The following is a 25,564-nucleotide window of genomic DNA, read 5'->3' on the forward strand; positions in this document are numbered from 1 at the left end:
CGGCGAGCATACGGACTTCGGCGCGAATTACCGTGCAAAAATTGACTAGTTTCGGCTATTGTGCAAAGAACAATGCTCATAAGTCTGCAAATACGAAAAAAGAATGCAGTTGGACGATACCGATAGGCGCATCCTGCGGCAGCTGCTGGCCGATCCCACTCTCGCGACTGCCGATCTGGCCGAGCGCGCCGGAGTGACGGCCGCAACCTGCTGGCGGAGGCTGGAAAGGCTGACCGCCGCGGGCGTCCTGAAGGGGCAGCACGCGGTGATCGACTGGCGCGCGCTTGGCTGGGCGGTCGAGGTTTCGCTGCGCTTCACGCTGGACAAGACCAATCCGCGCGCCTTCGACGAATTCCTGGCCGCCGCGCGCGACGTGCCAGAGGTGATCGAGATCCAGACCTTCCTTGGACGGGTCGACGTGCGCTTGAACGTCATCGCGCGCGATATGGGGCATTACCAACTGGTCTATCGCGACCGGATCCTGACGCTGCCGCATATCTCCGACATCGAAAGCCTGATGCTGGTTTCCACGATCAAGGAAACGGGGAGCGTGCCATTGTGATCGAGCTTGATGACATCGACCGCGCGATCCTGCGGGAGTTGGTCGCGGACGCCACGCAAAGTGCGGGTGCGATCGGCCGGCAGCTAGGGTTGTCGCAACCTGCGACCTGGCGGCGGATCCGGCGGCTTGAGCAGGCGGGCGTGTTGGCGGGGCGGCGCATTGACCTTGACACCGAGGCGCTTGGCTTCGGCGTGACGGTCTTCCTTGGTGTGAAGCTTGCGGCGAAGGGGCGCGTGAGCCTTGAGGATTTCGAACGTGCCGCGACAGCGATTCCCGAAGTGCAGACAGTCCAGCATGTGCTGGGCCTTTACGACTACCGGCTGCGCGTGACCGCCCGGGACCTTGCGGACTTCGAGCGCGTGCTGAGGCGCCGGATCATGACGCTGCCCGGCGTGGGAAACGTCGAGGCAAACGTGCTGCTTAGCGAGGAAAGACGCCCCGGTCCCCTGGGCTGATGCCCAAAACCGTCATGCTCTGTCGTGAAATCCTTGGCCTTTCCGGCCATCCTGCGCTACCGCAGGACCAAGAGAGACAGGAGGATTTTATGCCCGCGCTGCTGCCCCACATCGATCCCGACGGTTTGGAAGAATTCTCGGTGGTCTTCACTGACCGTTCGCTCAACCACATGAGCAAGCAGTTTCAGGGCGTGATGCGCGACATCTCGGCCATGCTGAAAGATGTCTACAACGCCGACGCGGTGGCCCTTGTGCCGGGCGGCGGGACCTATGCCATGGAATCTGTGGCGCGCCAGTTCGCGGGTGGAAAAAGGGCACTGATCGTCCGCAACGGCTGGTTCTCTTACCGCTGGACCCAGATCTTCGAGGCGGGCGGATTTGCCGCGGAAACCCATGTCGCCATGGCGCGCCGCGCCGGAAACGAGGTTCAGGCGCCCTTTGCCCCGGCCCCGATCGAAGAGGTCGCGGCCAAGATCGCCGAGGTAAGGCCCGACGTCGTCTTCGCTCCGCATGTCGAAACGGCAAGCGGCATGATCCTGCCCGACGACTATCTCAGGGCATTGGCGCAAGCCGCGCACGAGGTGGGTGCGCTTTTCGTGCTGGATTGCATCGCCTCTGGCTGCATATGGGTCGACATGCAAGGGATCGGAGTCGATGTACTGATCTCCGCCCCGCAAAAAGGATGGTCGGCATCGCCGTCCGCGGGTCTGGTGATGATGAGCGCCGAGGCCGAAAAGCGGATGGAGGCGACGGTTTCGAACAGCTTCGCACTCGATCTCAAGAAGTGGCGCGCGATCATGACTGCGTATGAGGGCGGCGGACACGCCTATCATGCGACCATGCCGACGGACGCGCTCAAGGCGTTCCGCGATACGATGCTGGAAACCAGGGATTACGGATTCGAGCGGCTTCGCGCAGCGCAGTGGGCGCTTGGCGACGCGGTTCGGGCGGACCTTGCCGCCCGTGGTATCCGTTCGGTCGCGGCCGAGGGTTTCGGGGCGCCCGGTGTCGTTGTCAGTTTCACCGACGATCCCGACATCCAGACCGGCAAGAAATTCGCGGCCCAAGGGGTGCAGATCGCCGCCGGCGTGCCGTTGCAGGTTGGGGAAGGCGACAGCTACCGCAGTTTCCGCATCGGCCTTTTCGGCCTGGACAAGCTTTACGACGTCGAAGCGACCGTCGCGCGCGTCCGGCGCGCGCTGGACGAGGCCTTGGGCTAAGCAAGGAGGGCCCGGCTGCCCTAGCGCATGCCGAGCCCAGCCTTCATCAGGGTCTTGCGCACGGGGGCCAGCGAATAAAGCGCGTTCAAAGCCCCGGCGCGCAGGTCGCGCAGGGGGCGCGGCGACAGCATGGACGTGCGGTTCAGAAGGTCGATCCCCGTCACGCGCGCCTTGACCTCGGGCCAGCGTCGACGGTTGTAGGCCGACAGCATCGCGCGTTCACCCAGCCGATCCGGCGCTGTGGCCGCAAGGTCCAGCAGGCAGGCCAGATCCGCAAGCGACATGTTCAAGCCCTGTGCGCCGATGGGCGGCACCACATGGGCCGCTTCGGCGATCAGCGCCGTCCGTTCAGCTTCGAACCTGTCGGCGATCTGGGCGATCATCGGCCAGACCGATCGGCGGGTGACCAGCTTCAGCGGCCCGAACAGTCCGGCCGAACGCGTGAACATCTCTGCCTCGAATTCAGGGAGGGGCAGGGTGGCCAGGCGTTCCGCCTCTGGTCCGCGCTCCATCCAGACGACGGCGGAACAGGGCTTCCCTTCCCGATCCGGAAGCGGCACCAGCGTGAAGGGTCCCCCGGTCCTGTGAACCTCGGTCGAGACGTTCTGATGCGGGATTGGGTGGGTCACCGCGAAGGCCAGCGCCTTTTGCCCGTAGCGCATCGTCTTGACGCCGATGCCCACCGCCGCGCGCACCGGGCTGGCGCGACCATCGGCGGCGACAAGCAGTCGGGCCGCGACCTGCGTTCCGTCCGACAGGGCAATCCGCGCCTCGCTTTCTCGGGTCAGGACTGTCCGCGTCGACACGCCGGGGCGGAATTCGACATTCGGAAGCTCTGCCAGGCGGGCGACCATTTCCCGGCGCAGAAGCCAGTTCGGGAAATTCCAGCCAAACGGTTCATCCCCGATTTCCGAGGCATCGAAATCCCTGACGATACGGGGTTCGGGAACTTCGCCCCCGGCATCGACGATCCGCATGACCTTCAACGCGGCGGCATGGGGGGCAAGCTGATCCCAAAGGCCCGCCTGCTCAAGCACCTTGCGCGCCGGTTGCAGAAAGGCCGTCGTTCGCATGTCGGCGCCTGCGGCATCCGCCTCGGTTACCGGGGGGGCGGGGTCGACGCAAATGACGGAAAAACCCGCCGAACCGAAGGCCGATGCGGCGGTCAGCCCCGCCACGCCGCCACCGGAAATCAGGATGTCTATCGCCTGGGCCTGCATATCATGCTCCTTTGGGCGCATGATATGCGGTCCCGCGCCGGAGGGCCAAGCGACATTCCGTCCCGAGCGCTACTTTCCAAGGGTGATCAGGATCAGCGTGACAAACATCACCGGCACCATCGCCAACGCCGTCATCGCCAAAGCCACGAGCCCCCAGGTCTGAACCGCCAGAACCATCACGGTCACCAGGATGACCAGCGCGTACCAGATGGTGTCGGGGTCGCCGTAGGCGATGTCAAAGGCGATCCATCCCAGGACCGGGATGTGGTGAAACCAGGACCGAACGGGGCGGCCCGAGGAAATCGGCATGTCAGTCATCGTAAACTCCTGTTCGCGGCGTCGACTTAAGGTCGAGGGCGCAGGAACACGAGAAGACGTATCGCCGCAGGGCTCAGACAAGCCGGGCCAGAAACGCGGCCAGATCGTCAGTGTGGTGGTGGATATGCGGCGCGGGATCAGGTTGCGGCGCCACGTGCACGGTGCGCATTCCCATCGCATGAGGCTCGGTCAGGTTGCGCGGATCGTCCTCGAACATGGCGGCGCGCATGGGGTCAATGCCGTCGTGGCCAAAGACCGCCTCGAAGGCGCCGCGTTCCGGCTTGGGGCGGAAGCCCGCGTGTTCCACGCCGTAGACGGCATCGAATACGCCCTCAAGTCCGCGCGCGGCGATCACCCGCTCGGCGTAGGGGCGACTGCCGTTGGTATAGACGATGCGGCGGCCGGGCAGCGCGGCGATGGCCTGTCGCAGCGCAGCGTCCGGCGCCAGCGCGTCCAGCGAAATTTCGTGAACCTCGGTCAGATAGGGGGCGGGATCCACGCCGTGTTCCGTCATCAGCCCCGCCAGGGTCGTGCCATAGCGCGCCCAGTAATGGCGCCTAAGGCGGTCCGCTTCGTCCCGCGCCACGCCGAGCGACTGCATGACATATGTGGTCATACGCACTTCGATCTGATCGAAAAGCCGCGCTTCCGGGGGGTATAGCGTGTTGTCCAGGTCGAAAACCCAGCAGGTCACATGGGCAAAGGCAGAAGCGGGCATGTCGGCAATCACATCGTGTCGAACCAGGGCATTTGTCTCATGCGGCGGGGCAGGGGGCAAGGCCGCCAGGCCCATGCGGCAGCGAAGCCTCTTGCTTAGGGGGGGCGATGCGCCCTAGGTTTGCGCCTTGTTCACTACGGCCAGGACATGCGGATGCAGAAAGATGCCTATACCCTGATCCTCGAAGCGATCGAGGGCGGGACCTACCGTCCGGGCGATCGCCTGGTTGAATCCGAACTGGCCGAGAGACTTGGCGTGTCGCGCACCCCGGTTCGGGAGGCGCTTCAGCGTCTGGAAACGCAGTCGATGCTGACGCGGGACGGGCGGTCGCTGATCGTGGCCTCTCTGGATCACAACCAGTTGGCCGAGCTTTACGTCGTGCGCGCCGAGCTTGAAGGCCTGGCTGCGCGGTTGGCCGCCAAGCACGCGACCGAAGAGGAGATTCGCGTGCTTGAGGACATGATTGATGAAGACCGCGCGCATCTTAGCGATCCCGAGGCGCTGTCACGCGCCAACCGGCGCTTTCACAAGCAGATTCACCTTGCTTCCCACAACCGCTACCTGGTGCAGCAGCTTGGGCTGGTCCACCGCTCCATGGCGCTTCTGGCGACGACGTCGCTTGCGGCGGAAGGACGGGGCGAGGCGGCTCTGGCCGAGCATGACGCCATCGTGAGCGCGATTGCCAACGGGGATGAGATCGGCGCGCAGACTGCGCTGCGCGCGCATATCTCGAAAGCGTTCGAAACACGGCTCAAGCTTGACGCGGCCTCTCAGCGCAGGGAGAGCGACGCCTAAGGCACCGCCGGCGCGTCCTAGACCTCGACCGGTTCGGGAACGATAAAGTTGCGCTGGATGTCCACGAACAGATCGCCCGAAAGGTCCGTGCGCGTCTGGGCCCAGTCCTCCCCATCCCGGACCGCGTCGTGAAGGGCGCGCTGCGCCACGAATCTTTGCAGGATCTCGTCCGAGGCGACCGTGATCCAGCCAAAGGTCAACTGGTCGCCGGCGGCGTCGATCAAGCGCAGTTCCGCGCCCGCTTGCAGGATATTTCCTGGCCGGGTCTGCAAAACCACCAGCTTCACCGTCTCGATCGCGACATCGTCAAGGCCCGCGTCCGCGATGACGATCTTCTCTCGGACCGCGGGCCATCCGAATGTAAGCCTGGCCTTCAGGGCGCGCCCGATGTCGCGCGCGGCCTCGCCCGCCTTGTCGCCGTAGGCCAGCGCGAAGTCGTCGGCCGCCTTTGCGATTTCGGCATCCCACTGGGCAAGCGCCGCGATCGGGCGCGCAGAGATCCAGATCCCGGCCTTGCCGTCAAGGTAGTTGAAATCGGGTTCCGGCCTGAATTCGGTCGCGCAGCTTGAACAGGGTTTCACCTGAAAGCGCTGCTCTAGGATGGCGGTCTTCAGGTCTGGGCGCCGGTCGGCATTGACGCTCTGGAAGATGTCCATCTCGTTTGCCGTCCCACAGTTGGGACAGGCCACGGACAGTGTGGTAAACATCGACATGGCGTGATCCTTTCACTGTGTCAGAGGGTCGACAGCCACTTGGCAGCCGGATGCTTGGGGTTGAGCTTGCCGGTGTGATAGGCCGCATACAGTTCCGAGAACCACTCGCCCGGTGCTCGGAACTGGTAGCCTGTAACGCCTTGCCTGCGCGAACCTGCGTCATACGAAACCCACGTGTCACCGTAGGCTTCATGGTAGACCTTTCCGCCTATCGCATAGTCGCTTGAGGCACGCTTGTTGTCCCAGGGTTTGCTGCCAGTCGACATTGCCTTGTACCAGTTGTCCACATTCTGCTTCCGAGCGCTCCAGGCGGTTGCGCCGTTGGGATTCTCCTTCAGTTCTTCCGGCATCTCCGGATCTTCTGGTGCACCACCCGAGATCAAGCGCTCGACGTAGAACTCGTCGTACTTGTATTCGGCGGCTACCGCCTTCGCGATTGGCCTGATGTCACCTCCATATTCGGTCCAGCCACCGAATGCCGCATTACCTGCCTTGCCCTTCATGAACCCCTTCGCATCATCCACCGCGTGTCCGATCTCATGCAGGGTCGTCCAGGTTCCGTAGGTTGGCTGAGGCTTTTCGGTGTCGGGAACGCAAACGCAGTCAGGCTCGATGTCCTCGAGCTTGTCGGGGTCGCTGAGGCTTGAGCCCCAGTCCATGGCGCCACCCAAGCCCATTACGACCTGGCGCTTGCCGGACTGGTAGAAGGAATCGTAAACACCGACTTGTTCGACCTCATCAAAACGAAGAAGGCTTTCATTGAGCTTGGTGTGAGCATCAGGAACTTTGGTCATCATCTTGTAATATTTAAGCAAATTTGGCGCGGGCCCGGTAAGTGACGCCTTGCCGCCACCGGCTTCCATTTGCGCCTTGGTATCGAATACTCCAACCTCCATGTCGAAGCGGGCGCCCAGCAAGGCCATCATGACTTCCTGCGTCACGTCGTTCGGGCCAAGCTGCTCGATCAGACCATCCAGCATTCGCTGGCCGTTTGGTTGCGCGATGATGTCCAGAACTTCCTGTTTGGTCGGCGGCGTCCCGGCCTTTGCCTTCGCAGCGATGTTGATGCTGGCGACCTCTGCCATCACACCGTCAAGCGCACCCTTGGCCTTTGCGGGTTCAAGCCCCTTGGAAAACTCCTCTGCCCGAAGCATCGCGTCGTTGATGCGGCCCTGGGCCCCCGGCTTGTCGGGGAAGTTCTGCTTCAGCGCCTTGTCTGCTTCGGATTTCACCTCGGCGCGACGGATGAGATAGACCTCCTGGCCGTCCGCCAACATGCGCGCGCGGTCCAGTGCGGCCTCTGCCCGGTCCAGCATTCCCGTCGCGGCGTCATTGCCCTTTTCGGCGGCTTCGCGGCCCTGTTTGGCGGTTTCCAACGCGGTCTTCAGGCTGGTTTCGGCGTACTTCGCCTGGCCGTGCGTGTCGCGCAGGTTTGTTATCCGATCGATCAGCCTGTCCGCGCGCGTCATCAGCGCGTCGACGATATCGGCCAGTCGCCGGGCGCCGCTGGCCAGTTCGGCCAGTTCCTTAAGATGACTGCGGGCGGTATCGTCGTCAAAGTTTTCAACGCCCTCGTCGGCAGCCTTGTGGCGCCGCTTCAAGTCCGCAATCGCTTCGGCGATCTGGGCCGCGCGGGGATGCGCCTCGAGCGACTTTATCAGCGCCTCGGCCTGAGAGATGATCCGTTCGGGCGGCTCGCTGCCGACGGCTTCCTCAAGCCTCGTGAACGGAGCACCCGCCGCCGCGTTCTCGGCGGCGGCCTTGCACATGTCGGGAATGAGATCCAGGCGCGCGACGGCTTGGGCGTATTTGCGAACGCCGGCAAGCGCCTCTGCCTGCGCGAAGACCGACCGCGCCTCGGCGATCTGACCAAGGGCGAACTTGCCCTGAGGATGGCTGGCAAGCGCGCTGATCGCTTCACTTGCCGTCTTGGCCGCAGCCTCGAAGTCAAGGTAGCCTTGCGCGAATGGCAACTCTGCCACCGCGCGTTTCTTCAGGTCCTGCATGATGTGCCATGGTGTGATGAAGTCGCGCGCAGCGACAGCGGTCGCAGCCTCCCCCTGTCGGCGCACGATTTCGGCGCATTCTTCCTCGACCCCTGGACAACGCTTGGCCAGAAGCTTGTTGATCTCGGTTTCGGCGGCGGCCTTGACGAGTTCGTAGTCGGCGCGGTTGTCCAGAAGTCGCTTGGCCGCGTCGACCTTGCCCCAGGCGATGCTGATGTTGCTGCGCGCCACCGAGATGGAGTGCTCATCAAGCTGCTGCTCTGCAAGGGCGACAAGCCTTTCGACCTCTTGCCGTTCGGTACTGACGAAGGCGTCGTTGATCTCGGGATAGCGATTCCGGACCATCTGCGGCCAGCCCTTGTACTTGTTGTATTCGGCCATGTAGGCGTTCGAAACCTGCGTGACCCTTGTCTCTTCGCCAAGGATGAAGGCGTGCGCCGAACGCACCGCGTCAAAGTCGGGAGGGGTTCGCGCGCCGGCATTGCGCAACTCGACCAGACGCGCTTCGGCCTTCTGACGGTGAATGACGGTGCCCCTGAGCGCCTGCATCCGTGTCACCGCCTGCTGCGCCTCGGTTTGCAACCGGTTGACGTAGGTCTGGCCCAAGGTCTCCAATGCCGTGCTCAGCCGGCCTATTTCCTGCGTCGCGGCGGCGGCGTTCAGCTGCTTCTTGTCCTTGTCGACGGAGTCGCGCGCCGTATCGAACGATTTGACGATGGATTTCGTGCCGATAAAGGGCGGGTAGTTCTGGATCTTCAGAGAGAATTGCGCGCAGGCGTCCTGGTACGCCTGGTATTCATCCGACATCCGGTCCTTGTCGACCTGACTGGTCCCCTTTCCGAAAAGCCCGCCGGACTTGAAGTACTTCTTGACGAATTTCTGGGCTTTGGGGTCAAGCGATGAAAACGGCATCTATATCTCCTCGGGGCGCTGAGGTCTGAAGGGGGTAAGTTGGCGGATGCGTCCTAGCCAAGGACCTTTGCGATCGCATCCAATGCCTTGCGCGCACTTGCGGCGACGGCAACCTGAACAAAGCCGTTGTCGTCATCCACTTCGGCGAAGAAGTCGCTTTCAAGCGCGCTACTGTAGTCCCGAATTGCGGCGCGCGCCTCGACCTTCAGCGCGCTGCGCTGATCGCCCTCGGGGGTGTTGGTGATCCGGTCAAGCACATCCTCGAGCCGCGCGTCGAAGACATCAAGCCGCTTGCGCAGTTCGCTTGCCTCGGCCGCGATGGGGGCGAGTTCCGGGTCGCCAGCGCAGACGCTGACGATCGCGGATTCCAGTTTCGCCATTTCCTTCATCATGGTGGACCTGGTGGCGCCCCAGAGCACGCGGGACTTCTGGAAGGGCACGACATCCTTGGGGACCTCGCGCTCGGTGCCTGATCCGCCCTTGCTGATCGCGGCCTCGAGCGCTGACTTCAGCCTGGTGGCGATCTGAAGCGCCGCCGCGAAGTCGCCCGCCTCTGCCTTCTCGGTCGCCATGGCCCAGGCGGCACTCAGCTGGCTGCGGTTCTCGGGGTTCAGCGCCATGGCCTTTTCGTATAGCTGGCCGATCGCGCCCGCGACCGCGCCCCAACGCTTGGCGTCCGGACCCTCGGGCGCGTTGCTTTCCGGGGCCTGCTGTTGCGGTTGCTGGGCGCTCAGCAATGGGCGCAGCTTCGCCGCGATGGCCAGCGCTTCCTGATGGTTGCCGGCTTCCGCCGCCTCAAGGGCCCGGTTCCATGCGGCCTCGATCTGGGGGGCTTTTTCATGTCCCGCATTCAGCGCCCGTTCGACCATCGCCGTCATGGCCGGTGCGATCTTGGCCCAGTTCTGCGCCTCGGGGCTTTGGGCCTCGGCGGTTTCCACCTGATCCTGATCGCCCTCTTCCTCCGGCTCCCCGTCGTCGTCCGCCACATTCCCGTCGGCGTCAAGCGCCACGATCTTCAGCTTCAGGTCAAGCCCGGCAAGGAACTTGCGAAGGTTCTTCGACATGCCGGGCAGGATGTCGCCCTGGCATTGCAGCATCATCTTCTTGCCCTTGATTTCGACCGTGCCGAACGTGACCTTCGGCGTCTCGCCCTCCTTCTTGGCCTGGCGGGCAAGAATCGCGGGCTCCTTCATGCGGTGAAGCACCATCACGGTGCCCTCGGGTTTCTTTCCAAGGCACACGCCGAACCCCAAGGCCCGCTTTCGCGCAACGGGAACCATCGACTTGAGTTCTTCGGTCGCTTCGGGGGTCATTGGCATGGCAAACCTCTTGAGGGCTGGGTGCGCCCGTCGTTCAGCGCAATATGGGCGTCAAGGGCGGCGATTTGATTCGCCGGATGGATGTGTCCGCAACCAGCTTAGTGCAGAATTTCACGGGATGGGGCGAATTTGGGATGCTGCCCGTCCCGATACGAAGTTTCGCGTGTGATGACGATCAACGCAATGATTTTTCAGCAAATTCCCTGCAAATTTCAAAGAAGGCCGAAACGCGGGTGCTTCCCCTTCTTTCGCGCAGGCAAACAAGGGCCTCGTCCATCCGCATGGCGTCCTCCCCCTCGATCCTGATCCGCACCAGGCGCGGGTCCTGTCCGAACTCGGCGGCGGAAACAAAGCCGATCCCCGCGCCCGAGGCCACGATTTCGCGCACGGCCTCCCGTCCCTCGGCCTCGATCGCCGGGGTCAGGGCGAAGCCTTTCGCCCGTGCCGCGGCTTCCAGCTTCTGGCGCGTGCGCGACCCGCTTTCGCGCATTACAAGCGGTTGATTGGCAAGATCCGAGAACGACACCGAGACCCGACCTGCAAACGGGTGTTCCTTTGCCACGAAGGCAATGATCGGGGTGGAGTTCAGGCGGATATAGTCGAAGTCCCGGCTTTGGGGTATCTCGCCAAGGACGCCGATGTCGGCCTCGTAACTGTGCAGGCTTTCAAGCACCGTGTCGGTATTGCCGGCCCGCATCGATATCCGCACACCCGGATAGCGCTGCCGGAACTGGGTAAGCACATGCAGAAGGTGATGGGCGCTGTCGGCGACGATCCTGAGCGTGCCAGCCCGCAGTGCGCGCGATTCCGAAAGAAGCTCCAGCGCCTGCTGTTCGTTGTCGAAAAGACGTCGCGTGATTTCAAGCAGCCGCTCGCCCGCCGGCGTCAGCGCGACCTGCTTCTTGTGCCGGTTGAACAGAAGGACGTCGTATTCTTCCTCCAACTTTCGCACCTGGTCCGAAATGGCGGGTTGGGTCAGCCGAAGCTCCTCTGCCGCGCGGGAAAATCCGCCGCAGATCGCGACATAGTGGAAGGCGCGAAGCTGAACGTAGCGCATCCGGGTCCTCGTGGTTTGATGCGGCTCTGGGGCTGATCCGGTCGTACTGTTTGGAGCCTGGGCGGGATTATCGGTAAGCTGAGCTTATATAACAATACAAATTAACGATTTTACAGATGACAAGCCGCGTGACAGATACGAAAGGCATGCCGAAACACGAAGCCAGGACGTTCCCATGACTGCTTCTGCCAAACCGCTTCCCGCGCCGCATCTGGGCGAACCCTACCTGCTGACGCCCGGTCCGCTGACCACCGCCTTTTCAACCAAGGAGGCGATGCTGAAAGACTGGGGGTCTTGGGACGCCGATTTCCGGGCGATGACCAGGTCGCTTTGCGATCAGCTGGTTGCGCTTGCTGGCGACAGCCGGGGCGAGTTCGTTTGCGTGCCGATGCAGGGCTCCGGTTCGTTCTCGGTCGAGGCGATGCTGGGCACCTTCGTCCCGCGGGAGGGCAAGGCGCTGGTCCTTGCAAACGGCGCCTACGGGCTGCGGGCGGCCGAAACCATGCGCTACCTTGGCCGCGCCTACACGCTGATCGACAAGGGCGACTACATGCCGCCGCGGGGCGATGAGGTCGCGGCGGAGCTGGACGCCGACCCCGCGATCACCCATGTCGTCGCGATCCACTGCGAAACGTCCAGCGGCATCCTGAACCCGGTCGCCGAGATTTCAGAGGCGGTTTATTCACGCGGGCGCAAGCTGCTGATCGACTCCATGTCGGCCTTCGGGGCGATCGACCTGGACGTGAACCGGATCCGGTACGAGGCGATGGTGTCCTCGGCCAACAAGTGCATCGAAGGTGTGCCGGGCTTCGGCTTCGTTGTCGCCCGCAGGTCCGAGCTTGAGGCTGCGAAGGGCAACAGCCATTCGCTCGCGCTCGACCTGCACGCGCAGTGGGCCTACATGGAAAAGACCGGCCAGTGGCGCTATACGCCGCCGACCCACGTCGTCGCGGCCTTCCTTGAGGCACTGCGCCTGCACGCGGAAGAAGGCGGCGTTCCCGCCCGCGGCGCGCGCTACACCCGCAACCGCGACGTGATGGTTGACGGGATGCGGGGCTTGGGGTTCGAAACCCTTCTGAAGGACCGCTGGCTGTCCCCGATCATCGTCACGTTCTTCTGCCCCGCCGATCCGAACTTCGTCTTTTCGCGCTTCTATGAGTTGATGAAGGCCAAGGGCTTCATCATCTATCCCGGCAAGCTGACGGTCGTGGACAGCTTCCGTGTCGGCTGTATCGGGCGGATGGACGAACACGTGATGCGCAAGGTGGTTCAGGCCGCGAAGGAAGCATTGGCCGAAATGGGCGTCGCTTCTGCCGCCCCGCCCGAAGCCGCCATCGCCGAACGCGCCAGGCTTGCCGCTTGAGCGGCCCCGAGACACTGACGGAAGGACCGAAGATGAACATGATCAACCGCGCCGCCGTGACCGCCAACGGCCGCGTTTATCCCTGGCCCAAGGTGCCCGCCATCGCGATCTGCCTGGACGGATGCGAACCTGAATACCTGGACGTGGCCATCTCCGAAGGGCTGATGCCCACGTTGAAGCGCATTCGTGAAACCGGCACCGAGCGTCTGGCGCACTCGGTCATTCCGTCCTTCACGAACCCAAACAACCTGTCGATCGCCACGGGGCGCCCGCCCGCGGTGCACGGGATCTGCGGAAACTACCTGTATGAGCCGGAAACGGGGCAAGAGGTGATGATGAACGACGTGCGCTTCCTGCGCGCGCCGACCGTATTCGCCCAGTTCTACGATGCCGGCGCCCGAGTGGCCGTTGTCACCGCCAAGGACAAGCTTCGCGCGCTTCTGGGCGCGGGGCTGAAGTTCGACGAAGATCGCGCCATCGCCTTTTCCTCGGAGCGCGCCGACACCACGACGAAGGCCGAACACGGGATCGACAACGCCAGTGCCTGGCTGGGCCGCCCGGTGCCGGAGGTCTATTCGGCCGACCTGTCGGAATTCGTCTTCGCCGCTGGCGTCAAGCTTCTGAAGGAATGGAAGCCCGACGTGATGTACCTGTCCACGACCGACTACATCCAGCACAAGTTCGCGCCTGACGAACAGGGGGCGAAGGATTTCTACAGGATGTTCGACGGCTACCTGGCCCAGCTTGACGCGCTTGGCGCGGCGATCGTGGTGACGGCCGACCATGGCATGAAGCCCAAGCACAACGCCGACGGCACACCTGCCGTGATCTACGTCCAGGACCTTCTGGACGATTGGCTCGGAAAGGACGCGGCGCGCGTGATCCTGCCCATCACGGATCCCTATGTCGTCCATCACGGCGCACTCGGCTCCTTTGCCACCGCCTATCTGCCCGAGGGCGCGGACAGGGCGGACATCATGGCGCGGCTTTCGGCGCGGGATGAGCTGATCCTTGTCGTGGACCGGGACGAGGCGGTGACGCGTTTCGAACTGCCGGCCGACCGGATCGGCGACATCGTCATGATCTCGGGCGAGAACATGACCATCGGCACTTCGGCCCACCGCCACGACCTGGCGGCGCTGAAGGAGCCGCTGCGCAGCCATGGCGGGCTGACCGAGCAGGAGGTGCCCTTCATCGTCAATCGCAAGGTCGACTTGCCGGACGCGCCGGACCTTCGCAATTTCGACGCCTTCCTTTACGCCTGCACGGCGGCGGCGCTTTGATCATGAAGGACCAGGACATGACGACGATCGAGGTCCGGCACGAAGGCATGCGGATCGGGGGCGAAAAGGTCTTTACCGACCGCGTGATCGAGGTCCGCTATCCCTACACCGATGAGGTGGTGGGAACGGTCCCGGCGGGCACGGCCGAACATGCCCGCCGCGCCTTCGAGATCGCCGCCAGCTATCGCGCGACGCTTTCGCGCTACGAGCGCAGCCAGATCCTCAAGCGCGCGGGCGAGTTGATCGGAGAGCGGCGCGAGTACCTGGCAACGTGGCTTGTGCTTGAGCTTGGCATCTGCTGGCAGCATGCGATCTATGAGACCAAGCGTGCGCAGGATGTCTATACCTTCGCCGCAGCGCAGGCGCTGCAAGACGACGGGCAGATCTTTTCCTGCGACCTGACGCACAACGGCAAGGACCGCAAGATCTACACCAAGCGCGAGCCAGTCCGGGCGATCAGCGCGATCACGCCCTTCAACCATCCGCTGAACATGGTCAGCCACAAGATCGCGCCCTCGATCGCGACCAACAACTGCATGGTCTGCAAGCCGACCGAGCTGACGCCGCTGACCGCCATCGCGCTGGCAGACATTCTGTATGAGGCGGGTCTTCCGCCGCAGATGTTCCAGGTCGTCACCGGCTGGCCGCAGGACATCGGCGACGAGATGATCACAAATGAGCACATCGACATCATCACCTTCACCGGTGGCGTGCCAGTCGGCAAGATGATCGCGGACAAGGGCGTCTACAAGCGCCAGGCGCTGGAACTGGGCGGCAACGATCCCCTGATCGTGCTGAACGATCTGGACGACGCCGACCTTGAAAAGGCCGCGACGATCGCCGTGGCCGGAGCCACGGGCAATTCGGGGCAGCGCTGCACGGCGGTCAAGCGCATCCTGGTGCAGGAAAGCGTCGCCGACCGCTTCGTGCCGATGGTGCTGGAAAAGGCCAGGAAGATCCGCTTCGGCGACCCGATGGACCCCGCGACCGAGCTTGGCTGCGTGATCCATGCCAAGGCTGCGGAGCTTTTCGAGAAGCGCGTCTACATGGCGGCCGAGCAGGGCGCCAAGGTGCTCTACGATCCCGGCCGCAAGGGTGCGCTTCTGCCGCCGATCGTGGTTGACCATGTGCCCCATGACAGCGAACTGGTGATGGAGGAAACCTTCGGCCCCATCGTGCCCATCGTGCGTGTGCCCGACGACGATGCCGCGGTCATGCGGATATCGAACGGAACGCCCTTCGGGCTGTCCTCGGGCGTGTGCACGAACGACTTCCGCCGCATGCAGGCCTATATCGAGGGGTTGAATGTGGGTACCGTGAACATCTGGGAGCAGCCCGGATACCGGATCGAGACCTCGCCCTTCGGCGGCATCAAGGACTCGGGCAACGGCGTCAAGGAAGGTGTCAGCGAGGCCATGAAGTTCTTCACCAACGTGAAGACCTATTCGCTTCCCTGGCCGCGCTGAAAGGCTTGGGTCGCGCAGGTCCCGGGCCGGGATGGACAAGAGGAAGGGGCGGGGTGTGATCACGCATACCGAGGGCGAGTCTAACACGTCGCAAGCGCGCCGCGCCTGGGCAGAGAAGCACCCGGATGCGGCGACGCGCGCGCTTCTGGCGCGCGACGCGGGCGCCTTCCTGCACCAGTCGCTGTCCTCCCCCTGCGTTTCGACGATCGCGAAGGCGGATGGGATCTGGATCGAGGATACCGCCGGGCGGCGCTACATGGATTTCCATGGCAACTCGGTTCATCACATCGGCTACAGCCATCCTCGCGTCGTCGCCGCGATCAAGGCGCAACTGGATGAATTGAGCTTCGCGCCGCGCCGCTTCACGAACGAGGTGTCGGTCGAACTGGCCGAGCGTCTGGGGCAGATCGCGCCGGGCGATCTGGGCAAGGTGCTGTTTACGACCGGAGGCTCGGACGCGAACGAGGTCGCCTTGCGGCTCGCGCGCGCGGCCACCGGGCGTTTCAAGACGGTCAGCTTCTGGGACGCATTCCACGGCGCGGGTTTCGGCGCCTCAAGCGTCGGCGGCGAGGCGACGTTCCGGTCGCATATCGCGGGTCCCCTCTTGCCGGGGGCAGAACATGTCGCGCCATTCAACTGCTACCGCTGCGCCTACGGGCATCCCGGACCGGCGGCTTGCGGACTGGCCTGTGCGAAAATGGTCGAGTTCGTCCTTGAGCGCGAGGGCGATGTGGCCGCGGTGATCGCCGAGCCGATGCGGGCGGTTCCCACGCTTCCGCCGGCGGGCTTCTGGAAGCATGTCCGCGAAGCCTGCAACCGGCACGGCGCGCTTCTGATCATGGACGAGATCCCCACGGGGCTGGGCAAGACGGGCCGCATGTTCGCGTTCGAGCATGACGACATCGTTCCGGACATCGTGACCCTGGGCAAGGCGCTTGGCGGCGCCATCCTGCCCATCGCGGCGGTCGTCGCGCGGCGCGACCTGGACCTGTGCGGCGATTTCGCCATCGGCCACTACACGCATGAAAAGAACCCCGTGACGGCGCGCGCCGCTCTGGAAACGCTTGCCGTCATTCAGGAAGAGGGCCTGGTCGAGAGGGCTGCGGCGCTTGGCTGTCACGCGCTTCAGCGGCTTGCCGATATGGTCGGGGATTGCCCAATCGTCGGCGACATTCGGGGGCGCGGGCTCATGTTCGGGGTTGAGATCGTCGAGGACCGTTCGTTCAAGGCCGCGGGGAAGGCCGCCGCCGAGCGCATCTACTATCGTTGTCTGGAGGCGGGGCTAAGCTTCAAGATCAGCGCCGGCTGCGTGCTGACGCTGTCGCCGCCGCTGACGATCGCAAGGCAGGACCTTGATCGCGCGCTCGACATCGTCGCGCAAGCGATCGCGGACGAGGCCGCCTGACCGTTGAAAATGCCGTGCGTCCGTCATCTAGCGGTATCGATTATTTTGACGGATCTATAAGATAAATAGATTTTACTTATTGTTTGGCGGTCCCCAAACTCCTTTCGGGGTCGCGTAGAACGGACACCGGTTCATGCGGGTGTCACACTCACGCGCTACCGAACGCAAAGAAGCCTGCGGCGCCATGCGCCGACAGGCTCGACAACAGTGAAATCGCACTGGCCAACACTGGGGAAAAAAATGACCAATTCGAAATCTTTGGCTTTGGGCGCGCTGGCGCTTGTGATGAGCAGCACCGCGCTTTGGGCCCAAACCGAACTTACCGTATACACGGCGGTCGAGGCGGAGGATCTGGAGCGCTACGCCGCGACCTTCAACGAGGATCATCCCGACATCAAGATCAACTGGGTGCGCGATTCCACCGGGGTCATCACCGCCAAGCTGCTGGCAGAGAAGAATAACCCCCAGGCAGACGTGATCTGGGGCTTGGCCGCGACATCGCTTCTGGTTCTGAAGACGGAAGACATGCTTGAGCCCTACGCGCCTGCCGGTCTTGATGCGCTGGATCCGAAGTTCCGCGACAGCGACAATCCGCCCTCTTGGGTCGGGATGGACGCATGGGTTGCCGCGATCTGCTACAATACGGTCGAGGGTGAAAAGCTTGGCCTTACCGCACCGACAAGCTGGGCGGACCTGACCAAGCCGGAATACGCTGGCCATGTCGTCATGCCCAACCCGGCGTCCTCCGGCACGGGTTTCCTTGACGTGTCGAGCTGGCTTCAGATGATGGGCGAGGAAGGCGGCTGGGCCTACATGGACGCCCTGCACAACAACATCGCGGCCTATACCCATTCGGGATCCAAGCCCTGCAAGATGGCGGCTGCCGGTGAAACCGTGATGGGTGTTTCATTCGCCTTCCGCGGCGCCAAGGAAAAGGCCAACGGCGCCCCGGTCGAGATCATCATCCCCGAAGAAGGCATCGGCTGGGACATGGAGGCGACCGCGATCGTCGCGGGAACGGCCAAGGAAGAGGCGGCAAAGACGCTTGTCGACTGGTCCATCACGCCCAAGGCGATGGAGATGTACAACGTAGGCTACGCCGTCGTCGGTATTCCGGGAATGGCCAAGCCGGTCGAACATTTCCCAGCCAACATTCCGGAAAAGATGATCGACAACGACTTCGAATGGGCGGCGAACAATCGCTCGGCCATCCTGGAAGAGTGGTCGAAGCGCTACGATTCCAAATCGGAGCCGAAGGGCTGATCTTGACCCGAATTGGGCGGGGGCGCCGTTTGACCGGCGCCCCTTCTGCGCCTGCATTGACCGGACGGCAAACATGAGCGAATCCAAGGCAGTGGTGATGCAAGGCGCCGCAGCGGAACCGACCTATCTGAAGATCGAAGGGCTGTGGAAAGCGTTTGGCGACTTCCTCGCGCTCAAGGACATTTCGCTGGAAATCGCGCAAGGGGAATTCATCTGCTTCCTCGGGCCGTCCGGCTGCGGCAAGACGACCCTGCTCAGGGCGGTCGCAGGACTTGACCCGCAGACGCGCGGGACGATTTGGCAGGGCGGACGCGATATTTCGGAATTGCCGGCGTCACAGCGCGATTACGGCATCGTGTTTCAGTCCTACGCCCTTTTTCCCAACCTGACGGTCGAACGGAACATTGCCTTCGGTCTGGAAAACACCAGGCGCCCAAGGGCCGAAATCGCCGCGCGGGTGCGGGAGCTTCTGGACCTCGTCGGGCTGCCCGACCAGGCACGCAAGTATCCGGCCCAGCTTTCAGGCGGCCAGCAGCAGCGGATCGCCCTGGCGCGGGCCATCGCGATCAACCCCGGCTTGCTGCTGCTGGACGAGCCGCTGTCGGCGCTGGACGCGAAGGTGCGCGTTCACCTGCGGCACGAGATAAAGGAGCTTCAGCGCAAGCTGGGGGTCACCACCATCATGGTGACCCACGACCAGGAAGAGGCCTTGTCGATGGCCGACCGCATCGTGGTGATGAATCATGGCGTGATCGAGCAGATCGGCACACCGACGGAAATCTACCGGCAACCGGCGACGCTGTTCGTCGCCGACTTCATCGGAGAGACGAACCGCGTCGCGACGACCTATTCGGACGGCGCCGTGACGATCGGGGACGCCGTGCTACAAACCCATGCCGTCGGGCTGGCGAACGGTGCCCCGGTCACGATGGCGGTGCGGCCAGAGGATGTGCTGCCTCATGCCAGCGCGGACGGTGCCGCGCCGCGCCCAAATCACCTGGACGTCCGGATTGAGGCGATGGAGTTCCTCGGGTCCTACTGGCGCACGCATCTGACAAGCCCGGCATTGGGCGACACGCCGCTGTTCGCGAATTTCTCGATGAATGCGGTCCGCCGCTTCGGGCTTTCAGCCGGCGCTTCGCTGACGGTCGAACTGCCGGCCGAGCGTGTGCTTGTCTTCCCGCGCGGGGGCGAAGATGGCTGACGCGACCGTCCTTCCCGAGGGCCGCAACGTTCGGCTCAGGATCGACAGCGACGGCTGGATCAAGCGCGCCTTCATGGGGGTCATCGCGCTTTACCTGGTTGTGGCGCTTGCGCTGCCGCTTTACGCGATGCTGTCCAAAAGCTTCGTGACCTACAGCTTCGACCTGACGCGCTACGAATTCCAGGTCAGCGATGAAAGCGGCGCCGTCTGGGGTGATCCGGTTACCGCGGCCGAACTGAACGACCGGCTCGGCGAGTTCGCGCCGGACGATCTGCGCTCAAGCTCGGACGGGCGTCTTTCGGTGACGGATCTGTTCCCCGACTTCAGCTTTCGCAGCCCGGTCATGTACCGGATCCGGGGCACGACCGACAATGCGCCCTACCTTGTCGGGCTCGACCTCCAGAATTCGACCGACTGGCGCGAGCTTGACAGCAACACCTTCCGCCGCGTGAACCTGCGCCCGGTCGCGGATACGGGACTGCAGAACTACCAGGAGTATTTCTCGAACCCCGCTCTTTTCTCGTCGATCGAGAACTCGCTTTACATCGCTTCGATCTCGACTGTCCTGACGGTGCTTTTCGCCTTTGGCTTCGCCTATGCGATCAACCGATCCTGCATGCCACTCAAGGGGGCGTTCCGGCTGATCGCGATGATGCCGATCCTCGTGCCGTCGCTTTTGCCCGGCATCGCACTGATCTACATGTTCGGCAACCAGGGGTTCCTCAAGCCGCTTCTGTTCGGCCAGTCGATCTACGGCCCCTTGGGCATCGTCATCGGCTCGGTGTTCTTCACCTTCCCGCACGCGCTGATCATCATCTCGACGGCGCTCTCGATTTCCGACCAGCGGCAGTACGAGGCCGCGGAGTCCCTTCGCGCCTCGAAGTGGCGGACCTTCTGGACGGTGACGATCCCGGGCGCGCGCTACGGGCTGATCTCGGCCGCCTTCGTGACCTTCACGCTGGTCATCACCGACTTCGGCCTGCCCAAGGTCATCGGCGGGCAATACAACGTGCTGGCGATCGACATCTACAAGCAGGTCATCGGCCAGCAGAATTTCGAGATGGGGGCGGTCGTGTCCGTCGTCTTGCTGATCCCCGCCATTGTCGCCTTCGTCATCGACCGGCAGGTACAGAAGAAACAGGTCTCGCTCCTTTCCGCCCGCTCTGTCCCGTATGAGCCGAAGCCCAACCGCCGCTTCGACATGGCGATGCTGGCCTGGTGCACGATCATGGGCATTTTCATCGCCGGGATCATCGCCGTCTGCCAGTTCGCGGCTCTGATCAACTACTGGCCCTATGACCTGAGCTTCTCCTTGCGCAACTACGACTTCAACAAGATGGATGGCGGCGGCTGGGGGGCCTACTGGAACTCGCTCGAACTCGCCGCGCTGACCGCCGTGATCGGCACCGCGATCATCTTCGTGGGCGCCTACATGGTTGAAAAGATCGACGGCTTCAAAACCGGCCGGGCGGCGTTCCAGTTCCTGGCGATGCTGCCGATGGCGATTCCGGGGATGGTGCTGGGGCTGGCCTATATCTTCTTCTTCAACAACCCCGCCAATCCGCTGAACGCGATCTACGGGACGATGGCGATCCTGGTCGTTTCGACGGTGACGCATTTCTACACCGTGGGCCACCTGACCGCGCTGACCGCGCTGAAGCAGATCGACGCAGAGTTCGAGCCTGTCGCCACATCCCTTCGCCAGCCGTTCTGGAGGCTTTTTGCCCGCGTCACGGTGCCGGTCTGCCTGCCCGCGATCCTCGACATCTCGATCTACATGTTCGTGAACGCGATGACGACGGTGTCGGCGGTGGTGTTCCTTTATTCCACCCACACCGCGCTCGCCTCGGTCGCGGTGCTGAACATGGACGACGCGGGCGACATCGCGCCCGCCGCCGCGATGGGCATGATGATCTTCTACACCAACGCGACGGCAAGGGTCCTGCACGCGTTCGCCTCGCGGAGCATCCTGCGCCGCACGCAGGCCTGGCGGGTGAGGTAGAGGGTAGAGGTTGCCGTGCACCAGTGCCACAGCGAGTGCTGCGCTATTGCGTCGACGAGTTTAGGAACTCTCTTAGCGCGGTGTATTCGGACAGAATGACGGGTTTAAGTCGGCTAACATTGTATGGCCGCAATGTGAAGCCGCGCTCCCTATATCGACCTGAGTGATCTTTCCACAGAAGTTTCTGCAGCTTCGACTGAATTGTCCTTCTGGCAATCGGGTTATCGCCGTTCGCAAGATACCGGAGACTTCCTGTTAGAATATCATTTAAAGAACTTAGGTGCGACGTGCCTTCACTACTCATTCCATATGAAATGATGTTTTCTAGCTTCCTGTAACCTTCGGGGTACGAATTTCCATTTTGAAACTTCTCTTTCATAAAATCATATGCATCTCGATATCTTTTCTTCGTATTTCGAGAAAAGTCACACCTATCCATTTGCAGAATACCAAAGGCTCGGTTCTGTGAAAGGAAATCGTTGAACTTAGCAGCTAAAGTGTTGAATCAGTAAATTCTGTTCCGATCAGAATCATGTGCGACGTGGTCCTCGTTGAAATGGCAATAACCGAAGAATACGACGCCATGGTCGACAGCCGCACTGATTACAGAGTCTTTGGTCTGTCTGTGATTGTCTTCACTGCAATATACTGGCCTTGAATTGGTCGAAAATTTGAGGAGGTCTTCTGGTTTAAATTCGCCAACAATCCTGATTTTTTCAATCTGCCGCGACAGATCTGCTGCATGTTCTACATGAATTGCAGTCAGGCCACATACCGTAAAGTTGTTTTTGGAAGTGTGATCAGCTTCATCAAAATATCCAAGATACAAGGCGTGCCTCCTGAAGAATGGCACCACTCAGCGCCATTACTCAAACATCCAACTCCTCCACGAACCGCGCGTTCTCGGAAATATACTGGAACCGCAGTTCGGGTTTCTTGCCCATCAGCCGTTCGACAAGGTCCGAGGTCTCGCCCGGTTCATCCTCGTCGATGCTGACGCGGATCAATTTCCGCGTGGCGGGGTTCATGGTGGTGTCCTTCAGGTCCTTGGCGTCCATCTCGCCCAGGCCCTTGAAGCGCTGGACGTCGATCTTGCCCTTGCCGCCCAGGCCCTTGGCCAGCATCGCCTCTTTCTCGGCGTCGTCGGCGACGTAGATGCGGCGTGCGCCCTGTGTCAGCCGGTAAAGCGGCGGGCAGGCAAGGTAGAGGTGCCCCTTGTCGATCATCGGGCGCATCTGGGTGAAGAAGAACGTCATCAGAAGGGATGCGATATGCGCCCCGTCCACGTCGGCGTCGGTCATGATGATGACCTTGTCATAACGCAGGTCATCGACGTTGAACCTGGTGCCCAGGCCGACCCCAAGCGCCTGCGTCAGGTCACTGATCTCCTGGTTGGTGCCGATCTTGCCCGAGGCCGCGCCAAGCACGTTCAGGATCTTGCCGCGCAGGGGCAGTAGCGCCTGCGTTGCCCGGTCCCGCGCCATCTTGGCAGAGCCGCCCGCGCTGTCACCCTCGACGATGAAAAGCTCGGTCCCCTCGCGGTTGGTGGCGGAACAGTCCACCAGCTTGCCCGGCAGGCGCAGCTTCTTGGTGGCCGACTTGCGGGCGGTTTCCTTTTCCTGCCGGCGGCGCAGGCGTTCCTCCGCGCGCAGCACCAGGAAGTCGAGGATCGCGCCCGCCGACTTCGTGTCCGAGGCCAGCCAGTTGTCGAAATGGTCCCGGACCGCGCCTTCCGTCATGCGCGCGGCGGCCTCGGTCGCGAGCCGGTCCTTGGTCTGGCCCACGAACTGCGGTTCGCGGATGAAGCAGGACACCAGCGCGCAGCCGCCCGCGATCAGGTCGTCGCGGGTGATCAGTTCGGCCTTGCGGTTCTTGACCAGCTCCCCGTAGGCGCGGATGCCCTTCAGGATCGCCGACCAGAATCCGGCCTCGTGGGTGCCGCCCTCGGGCGTGGGGACGGTGTTGCAGTAGGACTGGATGAACCCGTCGCGCGACGGCGTCCAGTTGATCGCCCACTCGACGCTACCCGGCTCGCCGAACTTGTCCTGGAAGCTGACCTTGCCCGCGAAGGGCCGGTCGGCGTAGGTCGTCGATCCGTTCAGGTTTTCGCCCAGGTAGTCGGCCAGCCCGCCGGGGAAGTGAAACACGGCCTCTTTCGGGGTTTCGCCATCCTCGATCGCGGTCTTCCAGCGGATTTCCACGCCCGAGAACAGGTAGGCCTTGGAGCGCACCATCTTCATCAGCCGCGCGGGCTTGAAGCGGTGGTGGCCGAAGATCTCCTCATCTGCGTGGAAGGTTACGGATGTGCCGCGCCGGTTCGGGGCCTGCCCGATCTTCCTGACCGGGCCAAGCGGTATGCCGCGCGAAAAGCGCTGCTCGACCAGTTCCTTGTTGCGCGCGACCTCGACCACCATGCTGTCCGAAAGCGCGTTCACGACAGACGCGCCCACTCCGTGCAAACCGCCAGAGGTCTCATAGGCCTTGCCCGAGAACTTGCCCCCCGCATGCAGGGTGCACAGGATCACCTCGAGCGCCGATTTGCCGGGAAACTTGGGATGCGGATCGGTCGGGATGCCCCGGCCGTTGTCGCGAATGGTGACGGCAAAGTCCGCGTGCAGTTCCACCTCGATCCGGGTGGCGTGACCCGCCACGGCCTCATCCATGGAGTTGTCGAGGATTTCGGCCACCAGGTGGTGCAGCGCGCGTTCGTCGGTGCCGCCGATGTACATGCCCGGCCGCTTGCGAACCGGCTCAAGCCCCTCGAGCACCTCGATCGAATGGGCGTTATAGTCGTCCGCCCGAGCGGATAGAAGGTCGTTGGGCATGGCACTGCTCTTCGTTCTGATTGGCTGCGGATTAGACCACGCGCGCGGGGCAGGGGCAAGCGGTCGGGGCTTGATCGCGCTGCGGGCCTCACGAAATATGGGTGAAGACACCCGAAGGGCCACAAGGGAGCGTGGAATGTGGAACGAGCGATACGCCGGGGATGACTATCTGTTCGGGACGGAGCCGGCCGATTTCCTGCTGCGCGCTGAACCTTGGCTGAAGGAAGGGGAAACCGCGCTGGCCATAGCGGACGGCGAGGGCCGCAATTCGGTCTGGCTGGCGGGGCAGGGCCTGAAGGTGACCGCCTTCGATCCGGCGCCCAATGCCGTTGCCAAGGCGCGGAAGCTGTCCGCGGCTCGGGCTGTGACGGTGGATTTCCACCTGTCCGATCTGGATGGCTGGGACTGGTCGCGGCGCTTTGACGTCGTCGCGGGCATCTTCATCCAGTTCGTCACGCCCGCCGAGCGGTCGCTGCTGTTCGACCGCATCGACCGCGCGATCCGCCCCGGCGGGCTGCTGCTTTTGCACGGTTACGCGCCGCGTCAAGTGGATTACGGGACGGGCGGGCCGCCGCATCGGGAAAACATGTACACGCTCGAAATGCTAACCGATGCATTCTCGGACTACGAGATTCTGCGCGCCAAGGATTTCGACGCCGACGTCGACGAGGGGCGCGGCCATTCCGGCCGCTCGGCGCTGATAGATTTCATAGCGCGCAAACCCCAGTGATGCCTTGGCGTCAAAGCGTTTCGGCCTCGCGGGCTTGCCACATCTTCCGGAACGCGGGGCGGGCATGCAGCTGCGTGATCCAGTGCTGCAGATCCGGAAAACCCTCGATCAGGCCGGATGCGGGCATCGCATAGCGGACGACCTCGGCCATGTTGATGTCGGCCACGGTAAACCGCCCGCCGACAAGCCATCCGGTTTCCGCTAGCGCGCCGTTCACCACCGACAGCGGTCGGCGCAGCTTTTCCGCCGCTGCCGAGACCTGCGCGCGCCCGTCATCGGTCGCCTGGTCGGCATAAAGCAGTTCCAGCGCCGGGGGTTCGATTGCCGTAATGCCGTAATACGACCATTGGTCCATCATCGCCTGTTCCCGTTCATCGCGAGGACCAAGGTCCTTGCCTTGCGTCCGCGCGATATGAAGGTTTATCGCCATGGACTCAGACAGGATCAGATCGCCGTCCTGCAGAACCGGGATCGCCGCCGCGGGCGACATGGACCTGAAGGTTTCGGACTGCGTGTGGATCCGCGTTTCGGCCTGTTCGTCGGACAGGCGGTAGCGCTGAACGACCGGCACATGGTCGTAAGGCAGGCCGAGTTCTTCCAGAAGCCAGATGTTGCGCGCCGCGCGCGATCGGTAGACGCCGTGAAGACGAAGCATGGAAGCTCTCCTTTGAAGCGGGCCCGGTGTTTCGCGCCGGGTCGCGGGGTCCTGTCCTTTCTAAGGTGCAATC

General features: G+C 63.0%; 22 protein-coding genes. 12 read left to right on the forward strand and 10 right to left on the reverse strand.

Annotated elements, in window-relative coordinates; all coding sequences use genetic code 11:
* The first annotated feature begins 103 nt into the window (after nt 1-103).
* From OEW28_RS05915 to OEW28_RS05925, 3 genes are all read left to right on the forward strand, one after another.
* Nucleotides 104-562 (forward strand): Lrp/AsnC family transcriptional regulator, encoded by a 459-nt coding sequence (locus OEW28_RS05915; protein WP_263733778.1) that lies wholly within the window; start codon nt 104-106, stop codon nt 560-562.
* Complete coding sequence (locus tag OEW28_RS05920) at nt 559-1,017, forward strand: Lrp/AsnC family transcriptional regulator (RefSeq protein ID WP_263733779.1); 459 nt, start codon at nt 559-561, stop codon at nt 1,015-1,017. The genes OEW28_RS05915 and OEW28_RS05920 overlap by 4 nt, the downstream gene beginning before the upstream one ends.
* 89 nt (nt 1,018-1,106) lie before the next feature.
* Entirely contained in the window at nt 1,107-2,237 is a 1,131-nt protein-coding gene (locus OEW28_RS05925; RefSeq protein ID WP_263733780.1) for an aminotransferase class V-fold PLP-dependent enzyme, read from the forward strand.
* A gap of 20 nt (nt 2,238-2,257) precedes the next feature.
* Here OEW28_RS05925 and OEW28_RS05930 read toward each other — a convergent pair whose 3' ends face one another.
* From OEW28_RS05930 to OEW28_RS05940, 3 genes are all read right to left on the reverse strand, one after another.
* Nucleotides 2,258-3,457 (reverse strand): UbiH/UbiF family hydroxylase, encoded by a 1,200-nt coding sequence (locus OEW28_RS05930; RefSeq protein WP_263733781.1) that lies wholly within the window; start codon nt 3,455-3,457, stop codon nt 2,258-2,260.
* Nucleotides 3,458-3,526: 69 nt separating this feature from the next.
* Complete coding sequence (locus tag OEW28_RS05935) at nt 3,527-3,775, reverse strand: hypothetical protein (protein WP_263733782.1); 249 nt, start codon at nt 3,773-3,775, stop codon at nt 3,527-3,529.
* 73 nt (nt 3,776-3,848) lie between these two features.
* Nucleotides 3,849-4,493 carry a pyrimidine 5'-nucleotidase gene (locus OEW28_RS05940; RefSeq protein WP_263733783.1) on the reverse strand — a complete coding sequence of 215 codons (645 nt, stop codon included), beginning with the start codon at nt 4,491-4,493 and terminating at the stop codon, nt 3,849-3,851.
* A 153-nt stretch (nt 4,494-4,646) separates the two neighbouring features.
* On the opposite strand from OEW28_RS05940, the gene OEW28_RS05945 reads away from it, so the two are divergent.
* Nucleotides 4,647-5,288 carry a GntR family transcriptional regulator gene (locus OEW28_RS05945; protein WP_263733784.1) on the forward strand — a complete coding sequence of 214 codons (642 nt, stop codon included), beginning with the start codon at nt 4,647-4,649 and terminating at the stop codon, nt 5,286-5,288.
* 17 nt (nt 5,289-5,305) lie between these two features.
* Here OEW28_RS05945 and OEW28_RS05950 read toward each other — a convergent pair whose 3' ends face one another.
* The 4 genes from OEW28_RS05950 to OEW28_RS05965 form a co-directional block, all read right to left on the reverse strand.
* The gene (locus OEW28_RS05950; protein ID WP_263733785.1) at nt 5,306-6,001 is read right to left on the reverse strand and encodes a CpXC domain-containing protein; all 696 of its coding nucleotides are present in this window, start codon (nt 5,999-6,001) and stop codon (nt 5,306-5,308) included.
* Between the two features lie 20 nt (nt 6,002-6,021).
* The gene (locus OEW28_RS05955) at nt 6,022-8,919 is read right to left on the reverse strand and encodes a coiled-coil domain-containing protein (protein ID WP_263733786.1); all 2,898 of its coding nucleotides are present in this window, start codon (nt 8,917-8,919) and stop codon (nt 6,022-6,024) included.
* A 53-nt stretch (nt 8,920-8,972) separates the two neighbouring features.
* Complete coding sequence (locus tag OEW28_RS05960) at nt 8,973-10,232, reverse strand: hypothetical protein (protein WP_263733787.1); 1,260 nt, start codon at nt 10,230-10,232, stop codon at nt 8,973-8,975.
* 181 nt (nt 10,233-10,413) lie between these two features.
* Nucleotides 10,414-11,295, reverse strand: a complete 882-nt coding sequence (locus OEW28_RS05965) for a LysR substrate-binding domain-containing protein (protein ID WP_263733788.1) — start codon at nt 11,293-11,295, stop codon at nt 10,414-10,416.
* 175 nt (nt 11,296-11,470) lie between these two features.
* On the opposite strand from OEW28_RS05965, the gene OEW28_RS05970 reads away from it, so the two are divergent.
* The 7 genes from OEW28_RS05970 to OEW28_RS06000 all read left to right on the forward strand — a co-directional run bounded on the left by OEW28_RS05970 (nt 11,471) and on the right by OEW28_RS06000 (nt 21,281).
* Nucleotides 11,471-12,658, forward strand: a complete 1,188-nt coding sequence (locus OEW28_RS05970; RefSeq protein WP_263733789.1) for a 2-aminoethylphosphonate--pyruvate transaminase — start codon at nt 11,471-11,473, stop codon at nt 12,656-12,658.
* A gap of 32 nt (nt 12,659-12,690) precedes the next feature.
* Nucleotides 12,691-13,941 carry a phosphonoacetate hydrolase gene (gene phnA, locus OEW28_RS05975; RefSeq protein WP_263733790.1) on the forward strand — a complete coding sequence of 417 codons (1,251 nt, stop codon included), beginning with the start codon at nt 12,691-12,693 and terminating at the stop codon, nt 13,939-13,941.
* Between the two features lie 17 nt (nt 13,942-13,958).
* A complete protein-coding gene (phnY, locus tag OEW28_RS05980; protein ID WP_263733791.1) occupies nt 13,959-15,407 on the forward strand; it encodes a phosphonoacetaldehyde dehydrogenase in 1,449 nt (482 codons plus the stop codon).
* Between the two features lie 31 nt (nt 15,408-15,438).
* Nucleotides 15,439-16,812 (forward strand): (R)-1-hydroxy-2-aminoethylphosphonate ammonia-lyase, encoded by a 1,374-nt coding sequence (gene pbfA / locus OEW28_RS05985; protein WP_263733792.1) that lies wholly within the window; start codon nt 15,439-15,441, stop codon nt 16,810-16,812.
* Nucleotides 16,813-17,052: 240 nt separating this feature from the next.
* Complete coding sequence (locus tag OEW28_RS05990) at nt 17,053-18,075, forward strand: putative 2-aminoethylphosphonate ABC transporter substrate-binding protein (protein ID WP_263733793.1); 1,023 nt, start codon at nt 17,053-17,055, stop codon at nt 18,073-18,075.
* A gap of 73 nt (nt 18,076-18,148) precedes the next feature.
* Nucleotides 18,149-19,279 carry a putative 2-aminoethylphosphonate ABC transporter ATP-binding protein gene (locus OEW28_RS05995; RefSeq protein WP_263733794.1) on the forward strand — a complete coding sequence of 377 codons (1,131 nt, stop codon included), beginning with the start codon at nt 18,149-18,151 and terminating at the stop codon, nt 19,277-19,279.
* Nucleotides 19,272-21,281, forward strand: a complete 2,010-nt coding sequence (locus OEW28_RS06000; protein WP_263733795.1) for a putative 2-aminoethylphosphonate ABC transporter permease subunit — start codon at nt 19,272-19,274, stop codon at nt 21,279-21,281. The genes OEW28_RS05995 and OEW28_RS06000 overlap by 8 nt, the downstream gene beginning before the upstream one ends.
* Nucleotides 21,282-21,786: 505 nt before the next feature.
* On the opposite strand, the gene OEW28_RS06005 is transcribed toward OEW28_RS06000, so the two are convergent.
* Both OEW28_RS06005 and parE read right to left on the reverse strand, forming a co-directional pair.
* Nucleotides 21,787-22,110: a hypothetical protein gene (locus tag OEW28_RS06005; RefSeq protein ID WP_263733796.1), complete on the reverse strand. Its 324-nt coding sequence runs from the start codon at nt 22,108-22,110 to the stop codon at nt 21,787-21,789.
* A gap of 40 nt (nt 22,111-22,150) precedes the next feature.
* On the reverse strand, nt 22,151-24,106 hold the full coding sequence (gene parE, locus OEW28_RS06010; protein WP_263733797.1) for a DNA topoisomerase IV subunit B: 1,956 nt from the start codon (nt 24,104-24,106) through the stop codon (nt 22,151-22,153).
* A 136-nt stretch (nt 24,107-24,242) separates the two neighbouring features.
* On the opposite strand from parE, the gene OEW28_RS06015 reads away from it, so the two are divergent.
* Nucleotides 24,243-24,836, forward strand: a complete 594-nt coding sequence (locus OEW28_RS06015; protein WP_263733798.1) for an SAM-dependent methyltransferase — start codon at nt 24,243-24,245, stop codon at nt 24,834-24,836.
* 10 nt (nt 24,837-24,846) lie between these two features.
* On the opposite strand, the gene OEW28_RS06020 is transcribed toward OEW28_RS06015, so the two are convergent.
* Nucleotides 24,847-25,491, reverse strand: a complete 645-nt coding sequence (locus OEW28_RS06020; protein WP_263733799.1) for a glutathione S-transferase family protein — start codon at nt 25,489-25,491, stop codon at nt 24,847-24,849.
* Nucleotides 25,492-25,564 lie beyond the last annotated feature (73 nt).

Origin of the sequence: Albidovulum marisflavi (assembly GCF_025751435.1) — a bacterium.
GTDB classification, from domain to species: Bacteria; Pseudomonadota; Alphaproteobacteria; order Rhodobacterales; family Rhodobacteraceae; genus Albidovulum; species Albidovulum marisflavi.